We start from the raw sequence: 16,440 nt of genomic DNA, 5'->3' as shown, positions 1-16,440 counted from the left end.
GCGCAAACATTTATTTTTCTGTATATCCTTTTTATTAAAGTTTATAGAAAATCATTCTTCTACTTTCCTTATTTCCACTCGTTTAATTTGATGCATATCCTTTTCAAGGACTTTAAAATAAAAACCGTGTTTCTCAATAATATCTCCTTCAGCAACGATTTGTTTTTGTACCATAATCCAGCCACCAATTGTATCTACATCATCAGCAATTAAATGTATGCCAAGCAAATCATTTACTTCACTAATAAGCACTTTTCCCTCTACGATTTTATAACCTTCACTTACATGCTCTATAGGAGGATTCTCATCTTCATCGTATTCATCTCGAATTTCTCCAACAATTTCTTCTAAAATATCTTCTAGTGTAACAATCCCAGCTGTACCACCATATTCATCATACAATACAGCTAATGGAATGTGTTTTCTTTGCATTTGTAATAGTAAATCATGAATTGGAATATTTTCTAGCACTTCAATAACCGGCCTTGTATATGGCATAATCGAGCACTCCTCATCCCGATTACCATCCATATAACGAATAAATAAATCTTTTACATTAACCATCCCAATAATTTCATCTTTATCTTCACCAAATACAGGATATCTCGTGTACTTTTCTTGCGCGATTACTTTAATATGTGTTTCAAATGGTTCGTCCTCATATAAGCCTACAACTTCCGTACGAGGTACCATAATTTCTTTTGCTACTCTATTATCAAATTCAAAAATATTATTTACATATTTAAATTCCCTTTGGTTAATCTCTCCGCTCTCATAGCTCTCAGATAAGATTAACCTTAATTCTTCTTCTGAATGAGCTACTTCATGTTCAGAAGCTGGATGTAATCCGAATAAACCAGTTACAACCCTCGCTGAACCATTCAAAGCCCAAATAAACGGATACATAACTCGGTAAAAGTAAATAAGTGGTTTCGATAACAATAAGCTAACTTGTTCTGCTTTTTGTATAGCAAATGTCTTTGGAGCAAGTTCCCCAATGACAACATGTAAAAATGTAATTACTGCAAAGGCAATAATAAATGAAACTGTACTGGAAATTGCAGGTGAGAATTTTAATTTTAAAAACAACGGCTCGAGTAAATGTTTAATGGTTGGTTCCCCTAACCACCCAAGCCCTAAAGCAGTAATTGTAATACCTAGCTGACAGGCCGATAAATATTCATCTAAATTTGAAGTTACCTTTTTAGCTGCCAGTGCACCTCGTCTTTTTTCGCTAACGAGTTGATCAATACGACTGCTACGTACCTTAATAATTGCAAATTCAACAGCCACAAAAAATGCTGTTAACCCAATAAGAATGACTACCATCAATAATTTTAAAATATCCACATATGCTCTTTAGCTTTCTTAGCTAAAGTTACACCTCCTTTTAAAAAGAAGTTTCACTTTAGTTTCTTCAATTATCGGAAAGCAACTCTATATAAAATCCACCAATTTTCAAACCTCATACAATTCTAAAGGTAAACCATCAGGATCTTGGAAAAAGACGAATTTCTTCCCCGTTATTTCATCAATACGGATTGGTTCCGTCTCAACACCACATTGGTTTAAATGCTTCACAGCTTCTTCTATATTTGTAACAGCAAATGCTAAATGTCTAAGACCGGCTGCTTCTGGAAAACTTTTGCGCTCAGGCGGATTCGGAAATGAAAATAATTCGATTTGATACTCTTCTCCTACACATAAATCTAATTTATAAGAATCTCGTTCCTTTCTATATACTTCATTTATCTCTTTAAACCCTAATATCCTAGTATAAAAATCCTTTGACGTCTCATAATTCGAACAAATAATTGCAACGTGATGCACTCTACATATATTCATGCTCTCTCTATTCCTTTCTTTACCAAAGATGCATATTCTCCCTTGAAATGAAAAACATATATAGCAGAATATCTCTTTTAGGGGGCTTACCATGAAATTCATTACTTTTTTCGTCGGACTAATTGTTGTTTTCTTGCTCGCTTATATTGCTAGCAATAATAAGAAGCATATTAAATTTAAACCAATTTTTATCATGCTTATTATACAGTTAATTTTAACCTATTTACTATTAAATACAGAAATCGGCCTCATACTTATTAGAATCATTTCCAGTTTGTTTACCAAGCTACTCGAGTATGCTGCTGATGGAATAAATTTCGTATTTGGTGGTCTTGCAAATAAAGGTGAAATGCCATTTTTCCTTACTGTATTATTACCAATCGTCTTTATTTCTGTTTTAATTGGTATATTACAACATTTCAAAATACTACCATTTTTTATTCGTTGGATCGGGTACTTTCTTAGTAAAATAAATGGTCTTGGTAAATTAGAATCTTACAACGCTATTGCCTCTGCCATTGTCGGCCAATCAGAAGTTTTTATTACAGTGAAAAAACAATTAGCTCAAATTCCAAAACACCGTCTTTATACACTTTGTGCCTCTGCTATGTCAACCGTATCTATGTCTATCGTAGGTGCCTATATGACAATGATTGAACCTAAATATGTAGTAACTGCACTCGTTCTCAATTTATTTAGTGGTTTTATTATCGTACTCATCATTAACCCTTACGACGTTAAAGATGACGAAGATATTTTAGAAATCAAAGGTGAAAAACAAAGCTTTTTTGAAATGCTTGGAGAATACATTCTTGATGGTTTTCGTGTAGCCATTGTTGTCGGCGCTATGCTCATCGGATTCGTCGCATTAATTAGTTGTATTAATGACCTGTTCCTCATTATATTCGGTATTACGTTCCAACAATTAATCGGCTATGTATTTGCACCTATCGCATTCCTTATCGGTGTACCCAGTTCTGAAATTGTCGCGGCTGGCAGCATTATGGCAACGAAGCTTGTAACGAATGAATTTGTCGCAATGATGGATCTTAGTAAAATTTCTAATAGCCTTTCTCCCCGTACAGTTGGTATTATTTCTGTTTTCCTTGTATCTTTTGCCAATTTTTCTTCCATTGGTATTATTTCAGGTGCGGTAAAAGGACTAAACGAAGAACAAGGAAACGTTGTTGCGAGGTTTGGCCTTAAATTACTATATGGAGCTACTCTCGTTAGTATTTTATCTGCAATTATCGTAAGCATTATGTTGTAATTAGGTAAAATTTTATCATTTTCTTATCCCTATCTTTTGTATACAATAACGAATAGGTGTCTTATAAATAATCAAGACATCTATTTTTTATACATGTACAATCGCTTTTATTTAGCGTAAAATATTTTTTATGTGTTTGAATACACTTCTAAATGTATACACTTTGATAGTTTTAAAGGAGAAAAAATGATGAAATCCGACACGAACAACAATACGCGAGCCAAAAAAGGACGCTCAAAGAAAAAACGCCTACTTTGGTTCCTTCTTATTCCATTACTAATTGTAGCACTTGGAGCAGGAGGCTACTCCTTCCATATATACAGTAAAGCAAAGTCCGTCTTAAATAATGCTTATGCTGAACTAGGTCGAGGAGATAAGTCCAGTAAACGTGAAAAAGCTGTTAAACCTATGACCGACAATATTTCCGTACTAATTATGGGTGTTGATGAAAGTGATATTAGGGAAAAAGGTTATGGAAAAGCAACTCGAACAGATGCGTTATTACTTGCAACAATTAATAAAAACGATAAATCCGTTAAACTTGTAAGCATTCCACGTGACTCACGCGTCTACATTAAATCACGTGATAAATACGATAAAATCACACATGCGCACGTATTCGGTGGTGTAGACAGCACAATTGATACGGTAGAGAACTTTTTAGATGTTCCAGTTGACTACTATGTAAAATTCAATTTTAAATCCTTTATTAAAATTGTTGATTCTCTTGGTGGTATTACTGTAGACGTTCCAGTTGAGTTCACAGAGCAAAATAGTAAAGATGAAGCAGATGCCATTCATCTAAAAAAAGGACGTCAACATTTAAATGGAGAAGAGGCACTGGCACTAGCTAGAACTCGTCATATCGATAGTGATTATATGCGTGGTCAACGTCAACAGCTTGTATTAGAGGCCATTGCTGAAAAGGCACTATCTCTTAATTCCATTAATAAAATCGGTGGCCTACTAGACGCTGTCGATAAAGATTTAAAAACCAATTTAACTTTTGATGATATGATGACAATTACAAAAAATTCAATGGATTCAAATTTAAAAATGGAAAAAATGCAAGTAGAGGGTACAGATAAATATATAGGTGGTATTTATTATTACGTTCCAAATGAAAAAAGCGTCGATACTATTTCAACTACCCTTCAAAAACATCTCGGTGTTACGAATAAAAATGAACATAAAAAATTATAATAAAAAGGCTGCTAGATCTTTCTAGACAGCCTTTTTATTATATTTTTCAACATATTTTTCATACACATTGTGACAAGAAGTGACAATTATTACAGAGGTGTAACATTTTTTATGAAAACATTACACACACAGTGAAAATAATAGTATACTAGTACGTACATAATGTTATTTTCATCATTTTTATACAAAAAATGTAATACATATATTTATACATAAATTTCTGGGGGGAAATAAATGAAGCTAAGTAAAATACTGATTGGTTCTGCAATTGCTGGGGGCATATTACTTTGTGTAGGCGGTGTTGGGGGATATCAATATGTATCCAAATTAAATAATCAATTAGATACTACTGCATTACCAAATACTACATTTGAAGGTATTTCTCTCGACGGAAAAAATAAGAAGGATATTCAAGCAATTATTAATCAAAAGGTAACTGAGTTAGATCAAAAATCCCTTACCTACATATTCCAAAACGATAAACAAACTTACACATGGAAAGATTTAGGGATAAATTATAAAGAGAAAGATATTATTGACAAAATCTTCAAAGAACAAGAAGGAAACGTAATGAATCGTTATAAAATGCGTAAGCAAGCTGAAAACGGTGAATTAAAACGTGACTATAAATTAACACCACAATTAAATGCAACAGCTTATGAAACCTTTATAAAAGATAAATATAATGAAACATTAAAAAATCCTGTTAACGCAGAATTAAGTATTGAAGGCTCAACAGTAAATATTAGTCAAAGCCAAAACGGAGAAAAAATTGATAAAGGGAAACTAAGCGGTTTAACAAATGAAGCTATTACTACTGGTAAATCAGATGTTACATTACCAGTTACATTCATAAAACCAGAACGTTCTACAGAAGACATACAGAAAATGGGTATTAAAGAAGTCATTGCTGAATATTCTACTCCAATGGCTGGCCGTAACGGAAATCAATCATTTAACGTAAATAAGTCAGCTAATACTTTAAGTGGGGTTATTGTGGCACCTGATGAAACATTTAGTTTTAACGGCCGCGTTGGCGTAACTGATGCTGCACATGGTTACAAATCTGCAGCAGTATATTCACAAGGTAAAGTAATACAAAGTGCAGGCGGAGGAGTTTGCCAAGTCAGTAGTACTTTATACAGCGCAGCTTTAAGGGCTGATTTAGGAATTGTTTCTCGAAGCAATCATTCTATGCCAGTAAATTATTTACCACTTGGGCAAGATGCAGCAGTAGCAGATTATGGTCCAGATTTAAAATTTAAAAATAATACAGGCAATCATATTTATATTCAAGCATTTTCAAATGGAGGTAGTATTACTACACGCATTTTCGGTACAAATACTGGTAAAAATGTTGAAGTTTCTTCTCAAGTAATTAGTAGAACTAGTGATAAAATCACCGCGGTTACGTATAAAAAAGTAACACAAAACGGGGAAGTAATATCAAATGGACAAATTTCAAAAAGCGTATATAAAAGCGCTCCAAAAGAATAGATAATATCAACCGAATAGCATAAAGAAAAAGGCGTGATTAAATCACGCCTTTTTCTTTTGCAGTAATAGTAAAAAAGTTTCAAGATGGTCTTTCGTTTCTTCTAAAGACCACATACGATTTCCTTGCTTCGCAGCTAATACACACGCCTCTTCCCACGCGTTCTTTTTCTTCATATTTATTAATTCATCACGTAATTTCAAAACAATTTCTTCGTCTTCTTGTTCAATAAACTCTTCCATCACACTTACTATTTCATCCTCATGAATACTTAACGTACAGTACGATTTAAGAAAGTATTGTAATGTCGTATACATAATGTACTCCCCCTTCTTATTTATCAGATGGATAAGAAGTAATAATCTTAAACCCTAATTCTCCTGACTTATCTCTTGCTAAAACAGTAACAGTTTTTACTAACTTGTCTTTTACACTCATATTTTTCTTTATTACCGTTTTTCCAACAGGAAATGAATGAGTTGTATTTAATACGAGACGAGCCTCTTTAGAATTTTTTAACCAATCTTGAATTTCCTTGTCATGTTGCTTCAAGCTATCTTTTACAGCTTTCGTCGCTGTTTCTTTATCATAGTATGTACTTGCGGCTGACACTTTATCTGTCTTCAAGCGATTCTTCAAATCCTCTTCTGACTTGCCTACATGTCTTTCAATCGTATGACCATTTTTAGGTGGTCCTTCCATTTCATCTAAAATATTATCACTAATTTTTTCTACCGATGTAGCTTGATTCCCTGTCTGTTTCTCTGTTTTTTGTTCTTTTCCTGCACATCCGCTTAAGATCAGCATTAATGCCAATAAACTACTGAAGAAAAGACTACTTATTCGTTTCATCATATCACCTCTTCCATGATTATTATCGCAACTTCACTAAAAGTCAATTTCACAACGAAAAAATCTATCAGTTTTCATTTTTTTCATCTATTTTTCCATATTTACCCCAGCAATTTCATCAACCCTCTATTTTTCGCCTTTTATAATATATACCCCCTATATTTTTCGATTATTTCCCAGATGAAATCACCGATAACATAACTATAAAACTCTTTTACACAAAGGTTTTTATAGTATTTTTAAAAACATTTTAAAATACCCCTATTTTCATATACCTAATACCCACATAAGGTATAAAACCCCCTTCTTATCAACGTTTTTCTACATTATGTAAATTTACCCTTGCCTATACAAACGAAATGTGGTGTAATGCAAAAAAAGATAAAGGATTTTAAACAATGGCTGAAACGATTCAAAATTTCTTAACAGAATACTATTCAATCGCAATTCCACTTAGTATCTTAATTAACATCATCATTAGTCTTTTAGGTTTTATCCCTAGTATTTTTTTAACCGCCATTAATATACAGCTCTTTGGCGTAACAAATGGCACAATCATTTCGATCGCAGGTGAGGCCTTAGGGGCTATTATCTCGTTTTATATTTACCGCATGGGCCTTCAAAAGTTCACTCACGATAAAGTAAATAAATACCCAAAGGTAGAGCGTCTTCTTTATGTAGAAGGTAGAGAGGCCTTTCTACTCGTTCTATCGTTTCGCTTGATACCTTTCATCCCATCAAGTATCGTGACTTTATTTGCGGCTCTAGGTAAGATGTCATTACTCTCCTTCAGTATTGCCAGCACAATAGGGAAAATACCGGCATTGTTAATCGAAGTATATTCTGCCTATCATGTCATGAACGGAACAAATGAAGCGAAGTGGGTTGTAACAATCGCAGGCGTTATTGGATTGTTTTATTTGTGGAAAAAATGGAGAAAAAAATAAAGAAGGAGCATATGCTCCTTCTTTATTTTTGAGGTATTTTATTACTAGCTCTTCCTTAAAGCCTTAGTTTACACCAACAGCACTAAATGATTGCTTAACTGCTGCTACTTCAGCAGAATTTGCACCATATAAGTCTGCAGCAGCTTGTACTGCACCAGCACGAGCTTGACTAAATGTAGTAGATTGCGTGAAATATTGTGTGTTTGCACGGTAATAAATTGCACCTAACTTATCTTTACCAATGCCCGTTACAGTTACACCCGAATGCGTACCACCATTTGCTAATAAATAAGCTTGTTTGTTAATGATACCACTGTTTGTATGAACCCCACCGTTATCACTAGTACCAGTGTAACGCTTAGAATAATGGTCTGGATCACCATACTTCGTAGGATCACTCATAGAGCGAAGTGCGTCTCCTGCTTTACCAGGTGTGTAAATATCTTCACCAATCTCCCAATCTGGGTTACGGTTATCATAGAATTCTACTAAAGTACCAAAGATATCAGAAATCGCTTCATTTAAAGCCCCAGATTCATTTTGATAAATTAGATTTGAACTATTTTCCGTAACAGCATGCGTTAACTCGTGACCAATTACATCAATTCCACCAGATAATGAAGTAAACGTTACACCATCACCATCTCCGTATACCATCTGTGATCCGTTCCAGAATGCATTGTTATAATTACTTCCGTAATGAACTGTCGATTTTAACGGTGCTCCTGCATCATTAATAGAATTTCTATTAAACGTAGCTTTATAGTAATCATATGTTTTACCTGCATAGTAATGAGCATCTACTGCTGCTGCATCATACGCTGCATTGAAAACATTATCTGCATCTGCCCATAATGTTCCTGGTAATGTTGAACGGTTTTTCGCATCATATGTGAAAATCGTTGCCCCGCGTGTATTATCTTGTAAGTAGTAAGATGATCCAGATAACGTTGTATTAAGCGACTTCGTATCTCCTAATACACCTTTACCAGTTCCTACTTTATTCGTTCCTGTTACAGGCTTTACAACAGCTTTCGCATCCTGTTTAGGAGCCTCTTGCTTAACTGGTGACTTATCATCATTCGTCACATGATCAATTGTATTAAACTTATTTAATACTTTACCGCTGTCTGCCTCAATGAAATAGTAGTAGTTTCCTGGGCTTGGATCTAAGAAGTTTAGATTTACAACATATGCATATGTTGTTTCCTCACCGTTTTGATATACATATAAGTCCGCTTTTGGTTCTACTTCATATTTCGGTGTTACCCCTAAATCTTGCTGCGCGATTTCAATTGCTTTTGCGCCTTCAATCTTATTTTTATTTTTCAACTTTTCCTTTTTGTCTAAATCAGGTGCAACTGTTCCAGACAATACTTTTAAAGAACCGTCTTTACTTACGTGAGCTACTTGAGTAGAACCCCATACAGGCACTCCTTCGTAAACTTGTTGCATACGTACTACTGTTGAATCAGTTACAGCATCTTTCTTCACTTGTTTCACTTTGAAAGAATCTTGTGCACTCTTTTCCCCTAGCTTGTAATCACCTTTTGCTGCGTTTAAGTAATCAAACACAACAGATTCTGCTTTCTTGCCAGTTGCTTCAGTTAGATCACCAGAAATAAACTCAGGTGACTGCACTGTCTCATTGTACTTCTTCGTAGAGAGTACATTTTTAGAATCCGCAAATGCAGAGCCTGTCCCTCCAAATGTTGTAACTGCCATTCCTGTCGCTAACACTAACGCTAAACTTTTCTTTTTCATGAACCTTCCCCCTAATAAAAAATTTTTTTGAAAAAGAGTAGTTTTATATTAGCATTATGTTTCCACTATTAATATACTAAAAATTCAAATAATTATTTTCTCAAGTTTTGTAGAATTTTGAGGAACAAATATTGAAAAACCCCTTTCCGATTGGAAAGGGGTTTCTGTTAAGAATTTATTAATTCTACTACTTTTTCGCCTTGACCATAAATATCCGATGTCCAAGCATATTGCGGTTCCAATACCACTAATACAGCTACCAAAGCCAAAGCACCAATAATTATTTTTTTCATATTATTTTCCTCCCTTTTCTTCTAATAAATTAATTGCTAATTTATAGTAGTTATTACTTTCCTTAAATTCTAGTAATTCCTCGTGATATCCTGCTAGTTCTAAATACACCATTTTTAATTCCTTTTTATTTTCTTCGCCTCTAAAAAATGGGATTGCCTCAACTTCTAAAAATCTTTTATAAACATCTTTCGTTTCAAAGTATTTATTCTTAAGCATTGAAAGTATATATAGCATACTTTTATACTTTTCATCCCTCTTGGCAACATCTATCCCTTTATTAATCCAATCTTTCGCTTCTTCAAATTCTTTTAATTCAATACACTGCAAAGCGATCTCATACACTGCATCAATATAATTTAAATCCTCTTCCTTTTTGTACTTTAGGCATTGTAAATAATAATCTTTTGCTTTTGCATAATCTTTTAAGTTATAGTACAAAAAGCCTAAATTATTTAAAGCAATAGCTGTTATACTTTCTTTATCAGCAAAAGAATTTGCTTCCCTCAAAATATTATTATAAATAGATAGTGCCTCATTATATTGCTTTTTTTGTATATAACTCAACGCAATAAGTAACTGGCAATTTATCACATAACGGAATTTATATTCATTCTTAAATCCTTCCATTGCTACATTAGCAAAATGTAAAGTCATATGTTCAACTTCTAATTCATTATAAACAAGAGCCAAATTGAAATATATTCCATTCTCATGATAACCTTGTTCCTTTGCCATTACTTCTGTTCGAGTCAAATACTCCAATGCCTTCTTATATCTATGTTGTAAAAAATAATATAACCCTTTGCTATACGTATATAATAATTTTTGGAATGGTGAATACTTTTTGTACATCTTCTTTAAGCTCTCTAACTCTTTTTCGACAGCAGGAAAATCCCTTTTCATAATTAAATAACGTGTATACAGCAGTTTATAATAATTTATAATTTCAAAATCCAACACATGCTTCATTTCACCTTGCAACTCTTCATATATACGTTCTACTTGTTGCTTGTCTAAATGAACTAGTGCATTCAACCATTCATCCAGCTTCCCCTTCACATCTTCTTCTACATCCCTCAAATCCGTCACAGCAATTTCTAGTCTTGTGCAGAGCAATTGTAGAATTTCTTCTGATGCTTCAATCTTTCCATTTTCAATCTTACTTAAGTATGAGACAGAACAAATGCCCTGACATAATTCTTCTTGTGTCATTTTTTGCTGTAGCCGTTTATAAAAGACTTGTTTGCCTATTTTTTCTAATGTTTGTTGCATTGTCCTCCTCCATTCTCATTACCCCCATTACTCTAATAATACATAAAATCTGGAGAAATATAAATTGATAAATATAAATTTTCTAAAAAATATGCATAATTTCATTTTTTTCTCTCTTGACTTCACATCAATATCTCTTCTTTGCTACAGATGGTGAAAAATTGGTATACTATAACCAAATTATGGAGGTGTTCTCGCGATGACTCATTATAAAGATGATAGTTATGCCTTACATACAGACCTATATCAAATCAACATGGCTTATACATATTGGAAAGATGGTATTCACAATCGCCGTTCTGTTTTTGATTTATATTTTCGAAAGCTTCCATTTGAGAACGGCTACGCTGTTTTTGCTGGCCTTGAGAAAGTTGTAGAGTACATAGAAAATTTCAGTTTTACTGAAAGCGATATCGCTTACTTAGCAGAATTACAATTTGAAGAAGAATTCCTTCATTATTTACAAAATATGAAATTCACTGGGACGATTCGTAGTATGCAAGAAGGTGAAGTTGTATTTAATAACGAGCCTTTATTACGTGTTGATGCACCACTTGGTGAAGCACAAATTATTGAGACTGCCCTCTTAAATATTGTGAATTACCAAACATTAATTGCCACAAAGGCAGCACGCATGAAACATGCTGCAAGTAATGATGAGCTTTTAGAGTTCGGCACAAGACGTGCACATGAGTTCGATGCTGCCCTTTGGGGGACGCGTGCTGCCTTTATTGGTGGTTTCTCCTCTACAAGCAACGTTCGTGCTGGGAAACGCTTTGGGATTCCTGTAGCTGGCACACACGCTCACTCTTTCGTTCAAGCATATCGCGATGAATACGTCGCGTTTAAAAAATACGCTGAAACTCATAAAAAGTGCGTCTTTCTCGTTGATACATATGACACATTGAAATCTGGTGTTCCAAATGCGATTCGTGTTGCAAAAGAATTTGGGGATCGTATTGATTTCTATGGCATACGTCTTGATAGTGGTGATATGGCTTATTTATCGAAAAAGGCACGAAAACTATTAGATGAAGCAGGGTTTACAAATACAAAAATTATCGCTTCTAGCGATTTAGATGAATACACAATTATGCACCTTAAATCTCAAGGAGCAAAAATTGACGTATGGGGCGTTGGGACAAAATTAATTACGTCCTTTGAGCAACCTGCATTGGGGGCTGTTTACAAACTAGTTGCGATTGAAGATACTGACGGAAAATTAAATGATACGATTAAAATTTCATCTAACCCTGAAAAAATTACCACTCCAGGACTGAAACGAATTTATCGTATTATCAATCGGGTAAACGATCATGCAGAAGGCGATTATATTGCGTTAGATTCTGAAGAACCTGGAAAAGAAGAGCGCTTAAAAATGTTCCATCCAGTTCACACATATATAAGTAAATTCGTAACAAACTTTGAAGCCCGTGAACTGCATAAAGATATTTTCGTTAACGGTGAAAGAACATATGAACTACCAAGTATATTAGATATTCAAAAATATAATGAACAGAGTCTCTCTCTATTTTGGGAAGAATATATGCGAACTTTAAATCCTGAAGAATACCCTGTCGATTTAAGCCAAGAGTGCTGGGATCATAAAATGAATTACATTCAAACAGTTCGAGAACAAGTTGAAAAAAACATACAAAAGTAAACAGAGAAGTTTCCCTTCTCTGTTTTTTCAATACTATATGGATATTTGTAAAAAATATATTAAAATAATAAGACGAGTGTATTTTATTTGTAAATTTTAATATAACGCTATTTAAAAGTAAAATAATATTTGGTATTATTTTATTGAGTCAATTTCAACAAAATCACCAATAAAAAAGAGGACGCGGGTCGCGTCCTCTTTTTTATAAATCTTTCACTCTTAATACACGCATTGCATTTAACACTGCAAGTAGTGTCACACCAACATCTGAGAAAACAGCTTCCCACATTGTTGCAATACCAAAAGCACCAAGTAATAAAACGATCCCTTTTACACCTAAAGCAAAGATGATATTTTGCCACACTATACTTCTTGTACGTTTTGCAATTTTTACAGCTGTCGCAATTTTTGAAGGCTCATCAGTCATAATAACGATGTCTGCCGCTTCAATTGCTGCATCTGACCCTAAACCACCCATCGCAATACCAACGTCTGCACGGGCTAATACTGGTGTATCGTTAATACCGTCACCAACGAAGGCAATTTTTTCTTTTCCGTGCTTCGCTGCATCAATTTTTTCAATCTCTTCTACTTTTTGTTGCGGTAGTAATTCCGCATGAACTTCATCTAAGCCTAATTCTTTACCGACAGCTTCACCAACTGGTTTTGCATCACCAGTTAACATTACTGTCTTTTTAATACCTAGTTCTTTTAATTTTTGAATCGCTTGTTTCGAATCCTCTTTTACCTCATCAGAGATAACAATATAACCTGCATATCTTCCATCTACAGCAACATGAACTAATGTACCTACTGTTTCTGGTTGCTTAAATTCAATATTTTCTTTTCTCATTAATTTTGCATTACCTGCAAAAATTTCTTTTCCTTGTACTTTTACAACTGTACCGTGACCAGAAATTTCGTTATAATCATCGATTATTTTTTCATCAATTGATTTTCCATATGCCTTTCGAATAGATTGGGCAATTGGATGGTTAGAATATACTTCAGCAAATGCCGCATACTCTAATAACTCTTCACTTGTAGTACCTTCGCTCGGTTCCATTTTTGTAACTTTGAAAACACCTTTTGTTAATGTTCCTGTTTTGTCAAAAACAATATATTTCACATCATTTAAAGCTTCTAAATAGTTACTACCTTTTACTAACACACCACTTTTAGATGCACCACCAATACCTCCAAAGAATCCAAGAGGAATGGATACAACTAACGCACATGGACAAGAGATTACTAAGAACACTAAAGCTCTATAAATCCACTCAGAGAATGTAGCTCCTTCTAAAATAAGTGGTGGAATAAACGCCATGATTGCCGCTGTAATAACTACAACTGGAGTGTAGTAACGTGCAAACTTCGTAATAAAGTTTTCCGTTGGTGCTTTTTTACTGCTTGCATTTTGAACTAAATCTAAAATTTTCGATACAGTTGATTCACCGAATTCTTTTGTAACTTCAATTGTCAACACACCGTTTTGGTTCACAAAGCCACTTAATACATCATTTCCAACTTCAACTTCACGTGGTACAGATTCACCTGTTAATGCTGAAGTATCTACCATTGATGTTCCTTCAATTACTTTTCCGTCTAACGGCACTTTCTCACCTGGCTTAACGATAATATAATCGCCAATTTGTACATCTTCTGGTGATACTTGTTTCGTTTCATTTCCAACCTTTACATTCGCATAATCAGGACGAATATCCATTAATGAAGTAATTGATTTTCGAGAGCGGTTTACCGCAATGCTTTGGAATAGTTCTCCTACTTGATAAAATAGCATTACTGCTACAGCTTCTGAATATTGTTGAATTGCAAAAGCTCCTACAGTTGCAATTGCCATTAAGAAGTTTTCATCAAATACTTGGCCACGAGTTATGTTTCTTACCGCTCTCCAAACGATATCTCCACCTATTAATAAATAAGCAAGGACGAATAACGGAATTGTTACCATTTGTGGTAAGCCCGCTAATGCAGCAATTGCTGTCAAAATTCCGCCGACCACTAATCTCCCTACCATCTTTTTCACATTTGCTTCACCATGATCATGACTATGCCCGTGGTCATGACCGTTCTTCTCTTCACGAACAACTTTCACGTCTGGCTCTAACTTTTGAACGACATTTGTTATATTTGCTACAGTCGCTTCTAGTTCTCTTTTATTCGCAACTTCTACTCGTAGTTTCTTCGATACGAAATCAACAGTTGCTTCTGAGACAGCTGGCATTTCCTTCACTTTATTTTCAATTTTCATTGCACAGTTCGCGCAATCTAAACCTTCTAATATAAATACTTCTTTAGCAATTTTATTTTTTTGTTCTTCTTGCACTTTAATATGCGGTTCTAATTTTGTAACGAGTTGTTTTGCTTCCGTAACAACTTCGTTTTCTTTATTTTGTGCCGTTTCTAAAATCATTGTCTTTGTTGCAAAGTTTACAGAGCAAGAATTTACTCCTTCTATATTCCCAACACCTTTTTCAATTTTCATTGCACAATTCGCACAATCTAAACCTTCTAACATCAGTTTCTTTTTCACTAACGCTTCAGCCATCGTTCTCCCTCCTCGCGTTCTTTTTATTCTTCTTCGTTTACGTGTTCAAACGCTTGCTCGAAGATATGAATTACGTGCTGGTCAGCTAACGAATAATAAACAACCTTTCCTTCTTTACGATTCTTCACAAGTTTCGCTTGCTTTAACACACGAAGCTGATGCGAAATAGATGATTGTGTCATTCCTAATAAATAAGCTAAATCACAAACGCACATTTCAGCTTCAAATAGCGCATGTAATATTCTCGTACGTGTACGGTCACCTAATACTTTAAATAGTTCTGCTACTTTACTTAAACTTTCATCAGTTGGAATTGTTTGTTTTACTTGCTCTACAACTTCTTCATGAATTATCGTTTGAGAACATGTCTCTTGTGGTGTTTCTACTTTATTTCCAGCCATTATAGCTCACCTCTTTAATTGAACATATGAACAATCATTCATATATCTTATACTCTTATTATATGAGCGCCTACTCATATGTGTCAATGAAATCTGAATTTTTTTTATGAACATTCCGTTCACATTTTAATAAGTCGTATACATATTTTCCGCACCCTCTATATTCTCATACAAAAAAGGATGCACAATTCGCACACCCCTTTTTACTTACTTTTCATTTTCACCGCATCCACAATTAAAGAAACAAATCCTAACTGATTATCCCGATTTCTATGGTCAAAACGTTTCGAACGATAAATAAATCCATCTTTCTCATTCCAATCATTATAGTGAAACTTACCATTCTCATCACAGTATTCTAAGAGCCTCACTTGAAAACCTGCTGATTCAAACATGGACGTGATTGTTTTATAGTTATGAACAATTTTATGGCTTGCTGCAGGATGATCTAATGGACCAGGTCCACCTACTTGTACCCCTTGTTGATATTCTTCATCTGGAAAAAATGCATCTGGTACTGCACAACGAATATATCCATTCTCCATTAAAAACTCATAACAAATTTTTGCAGCTTCAATTCCTTCTTCATATGATAAATGCTCCCATACATGTTCTGCCAAAATTACTGATAAAGAATTAGGTTGAAATTTATCAAGCCAAGTTTCTCTCCGTAATAAATTTAATTCTTCTTCATTCGTATGTAACCAACCAGGGTTATTATTATAACCCTCTGCTCCAACTACAACTTTTGTTTCTTCCATTTTGCTCCCACCCTTTTTCATATTCCGACATAAAAATTCAATAAAGTAATATACATTCCCTTTATTTCAACAAAAGAAAAAGCCTTGCGCGCTCCCTAGACGCA

General features: G+C 34.2%; 15 protein-coding genes. 5 read left to right on the top strand and 10 right to left on the bottom strand.

Annotated elements, in window-relative coordinates; translation table 11 throughout:
* Positions 1-51: 51 nt before the first annotated feature.
* Positions 52-1,350, bottom strand: a complete 1,299-nt coding sequence (locus tag ACTFP3_RS23215) for a hemolysin family protein (protein WP_000353314.1) — start codon at positions 1,348-1,350, stop codon at positions 52-54.
* Between the two features lie 108 nt (positions 1,351-1,458).
* Entirely contained in the window at positions 1,459-1,845 is a 387-nt protein-coding gene (gloA2, locus tag ACTFP3_RS23210) for an SMU1112c/YaeR family gloxylase I-like metalloprotein (RefSeq protein ID WP_001017675.1), read from the bottom strand.
* A gap of 91 nt (positions 1,846-1,936) precedes the next feature.
* Between gloA2 and ACTFP3_RS23205 the strand changes: the two genes are divergently transcribed.
* From ACTFP3_RS23205 to ACTFP3_RS23195, 3 genes are all read left to right on the top strand, one after another.
* Complete coding sequence (locus ACTFP3_RS23205) at positions 1,937-3,115, top strand: NupC/NupG family nucleoside CNT transporter (RefSeq protein ID WP_006925013.1); 1,179 nt, start codon at positions 1,937-1,939, stop codon at positions 3,113-3,115.
* 186 nt (positions 3,116-3,301) lie between these two features.
* Complete coding sequence (locus ACTFP3_RS23200; protein ID WP_002163841.1) at positions 3,302-4,318, top strand: LCP family protein; 1,017 nt, start codon at positions 3,302-3,304, stop codon at positions 4,316-4,318.
* A 234-nt stretch (positions 4,319-4,552) separates the two neighbouring features.
* Positions 4,553-5,815: a VanW family protein gene (locus tag ACTFP3_RS23195; protein WP_000777355.1), complete on the top strand. Its 1,263-nt coding sequence runs from the start codon at positions 4,553-4,555 to the stop codon at positions 5,813-5,815.
* 42 nt (positions 5,816-5,857) lie between these two features.
* Here ACTFP3_RS23195 and ACTFP3_RS23190 read toward each other — a convergent pair whose 3' ends face one another.
* Positions 5,858-6,130 (bottom strand): hypothetical protein, encoded by a 273-nt coding sequence (locus ACTFP3_RS23190; RefSeq protein ID WP_000288803.1) that lies wholly within the window; start codon positions 6,128-6,130, stop codon positions 5,858-5,860.
* Positions 6,131-6,146: 16 nt separating this feature from the next.
* The gene (locus ACTFP3_RS23185; protein ID WP_000822694.1) at positions 6,147-6,665 is read right to left on the bottom strand and encodes an RNase A-like domain-containing lipoprotein; all 519 of its coding nucleotides are present in this window, start codon (positions 6,663-6,665) and stop codon (positions 6,147-6,149) included.
* A gap of 398 nt (positions 6,666-7,063) precedes the next feature.
* Here ACTFP3_RS23185 and ACTFP3_RS23180 point away from each other — a divergent pair, with 398 nt between their 5' ends.
* On the top strand, positions 7,064-7,612 hold the full coding sequence (locus ACTFP3_RS23180; protein ID WP_166695350.1) for a TVP38/TMEM64 family protein: 549 nt from the start codon (positions 7,064-7,066) through the stop codon (positions 7,610-7,612).
* A 63-nt stretch (positions 7,613-7,675) separates the two neighbouring features.
* Here the strand turns inward: ACTFP3_RS23180 and ACTFP3_RS23175 are convergent, their stop codons facing one another.
* The 3 genes from ACTFP3_RS23175 to ACTFP3_RS23165 all read right to left on the bottom strand — a co-directional run bounded on the left by ACTFP3_RS23175 (position 7,676) and on the right by ACTFP3_RS23165 (position 10,942).
* Positions 7,676-9,376: a M4 family metallopeptidase gene (locus tag ACTFP3_RS23175; protein ID WP_197324036.1), complete on the bottom strand. Its 1,701-nt coding sequence runs from the start codon at positions 9,374-9,376 to the stop codon at positions 7,676-7,678.
* Positions 9,377-9,543: 167 nt separating this feature from the next.
* The gene (locus tag ACTFP3_RS23170; protein ID WP_000720172.1) at positions 9,544-9,669 is read right to left on the bottom strand and encodes an NprX family peptide pheromone; all 126 of its coding nucleotides are present in this window, start codon (positions 9,667-9,669) and stop codon (positions 9,544-9,546) included.
* A 1-nt stretch (position 9,670) separates the two neighbouring features.
* Positions 9,671-10,942, bottom strand: a complete 1,272-nt coding sequence (locus ACTFP3_RS23165; RefSeq protein ID WP_001187959.1) for a helix-turn-helix domain-containing protein — start codon at positions 10,940-10,942, stop codon at positions 9,671-9,673.
* 199 nt (positions 10,943-11,141) lie between these two features.
* On the opposite strand from ACTFP3_RS23165, the gene ACTFP3_RS23160 reads away from it, so the two are divergent.
* Entirely contained in the window at positions 11,142-12,605 is a 1,464-nt protein-coding gene (locus ACTFP3_RS23160) for a nicotinate phosphoribosyltransferase (protein ID WP_440011378.1), read from the top strand.
* Positions 12,606-12,807: 202 nt separating this feature from the next.
* On the opposite strand, the gene ACTFP3_RS23155 is transcribed toward ACTFP3_RS23160, so the two are convergent.
* The 3 genes from ACTFP3_RS23155 to ACTFP3_RS23145 all read right to left on the bottom strand — a co-directional run bounded on the left by ACTFP3_RS23155 (position 12,808) and on the right by ACTFP3_RS23145 (position 16,336).
* Positions 12,808-15,174: a heavy metal translocating P-type ATPase gene (locus ACTFP3_RS23155; RefSeq protein WP_000796569.1), complete on the bottom strand. Its 2,367-nt coding sequence runs from the start codon at positions 15,172-15,174 to the stop codon at positions 12,808-12,810.
* Positions 15,175-15,197: 23 nt separating this feature from the next.
* Complete coding sequence (locus tag ACTFP3_RS23150) at positions 15,198-15,575, bottom strand: ArsR/SmtB family transcription factor (RefSeq protein ID WP_000918378.1); 378 nt, start codon at positions 15,573-15,575, stop codon at positions 15,198-15,200.
* A 203-nt stretch (positions 15,576-15,778) separates the two neighbouring features.
* The gene (locus tag ACTFP3_RS23145) at positions 15,779-16,336 is read right to left on the bottom strand and encodes a class I SAM-dependent methyltransferase (RefSeq protein ID WP_000393177.1); all 558 of its coding nucleotides are present in this window, start codon (positions 16,334-16,336) and stop codon (positions 15,779-15,781) included.
* Positions 16,337-16,440 lie beyond the last annotated feature (104 nt).

Source organism: Bacillus cereus group sp. MYBK5-2 (genome assembly GCF_051915685.1).
GTDB lineage: Bacteria > Bacillota > Bacilli > Bacillales > Bacillaceae_G > Bacillus_A > Bacillus_A cereus.
The sequence above is the reverse complement of the archived record's forward strand: the minus strand, read 5'-3'. Positions and strand labels throughout refer to the sequence as shown.

Bases quoted from the DNA above. Each gene is read 5' to 3' on its own strand.
- ACTFP3_RS23170 (WP_000720172.1), bottom strand. From the start codon at position 9,669: ATGAAAAAAATAATTATTGGTGCTTTGGCTTTGGTAGCTGTATTAGTG.
- ACTFP3_RS23175 (WP_197324036.1), bottom strand. From the start codon at position 9,376: ATGAAAAAGAAAAGTTTAGCGTTAGTGTTAGCGACAGGAATGGCAGTT.
- gloA2 (WP_001017675.1), bottom strand. From the start codon at position 1,845: ATGAATATATGTAGAGTGCATCACGTTGCAATTATTTGTTCGAATTAT.
- ACTFP3_RS23185 (WP_000822694.1), bottom strand. From the start codon at position 6,665: ATGAAACGAATAAGTAGTCTTTTCTTCAGTAGTTTATTGGCATTAATG.
- ACTFP3_RS23190 (WP_000288803.1), bottom strand. From the start codon at position 6,130: ATGTATACGACATTACAATACTTTCTTAAATCGTACTGTACGTTAAGT.
- ACTFP3_RS23180 (WP_166695350.1), top strand. From the start codon at position 7,064: ATGGCTGAAACGATTCAAAATTTCTTAACAGAATACTATTCAATCGCA.
- ACTFP3_RS23160 (WP_440011378.1), top strand. From the start codon at position 11,142: ATGACTCATTATAAAGATGATAGTTATGCCTTACATACAGACCTATAT.
- ACTFP3_RS23165 (WP_001187959.1), bottom strand. From the start codon at position 10,942: ATGCAACAAACATTAGAAAAAATAGGCAAACAAGTCTTTTATAAACGG.
- ACTFP3_RS23195 (WP_000777355.1), top strand. From the start codon at position 4,553: ATGAAGCTAAGTAAAATACTGATTGGTTCTGCAATTGCTGGGGGCATA.
- ACTFP3_RS23145 (WP_000393177.1), bottom strand. From the start codon at position 16,336: ATGGAAGAAACAAAAGTTGTAGTTGGAGCAGAGGGTTATAATAATAAC.
- ACTFP3_RS23200 (WP_002163841.1), top strand. From the start codon at position 3,302: ATGATGAAATCCGACACGAACAACAATACGCGAGCCAAAAAAGGACGC.
- ACTFP3_RS23155 (WP_000796569.1), bottom strand. From the start codon at position 15,174: ATGGCTGAAGCGTTAGTGAAAAAGAAACTGATGTTAGAAGGTTTAGAT.
- ACTFP3_RS23150 (WP_000918378.1), bottom strand. From the start codon at position 15,575: ATGGCTGGAAATAAAGTAGAAACACCACAAGAGACATGTTCTCAAACG.
- ACTFP3_RS23205 (WP_006925013.1), top strand. From the start codon at position 1,937: ATGAAATTCATTACTTTTTTCGTCGGACTAATTGTTGTTTTCTTGCTC.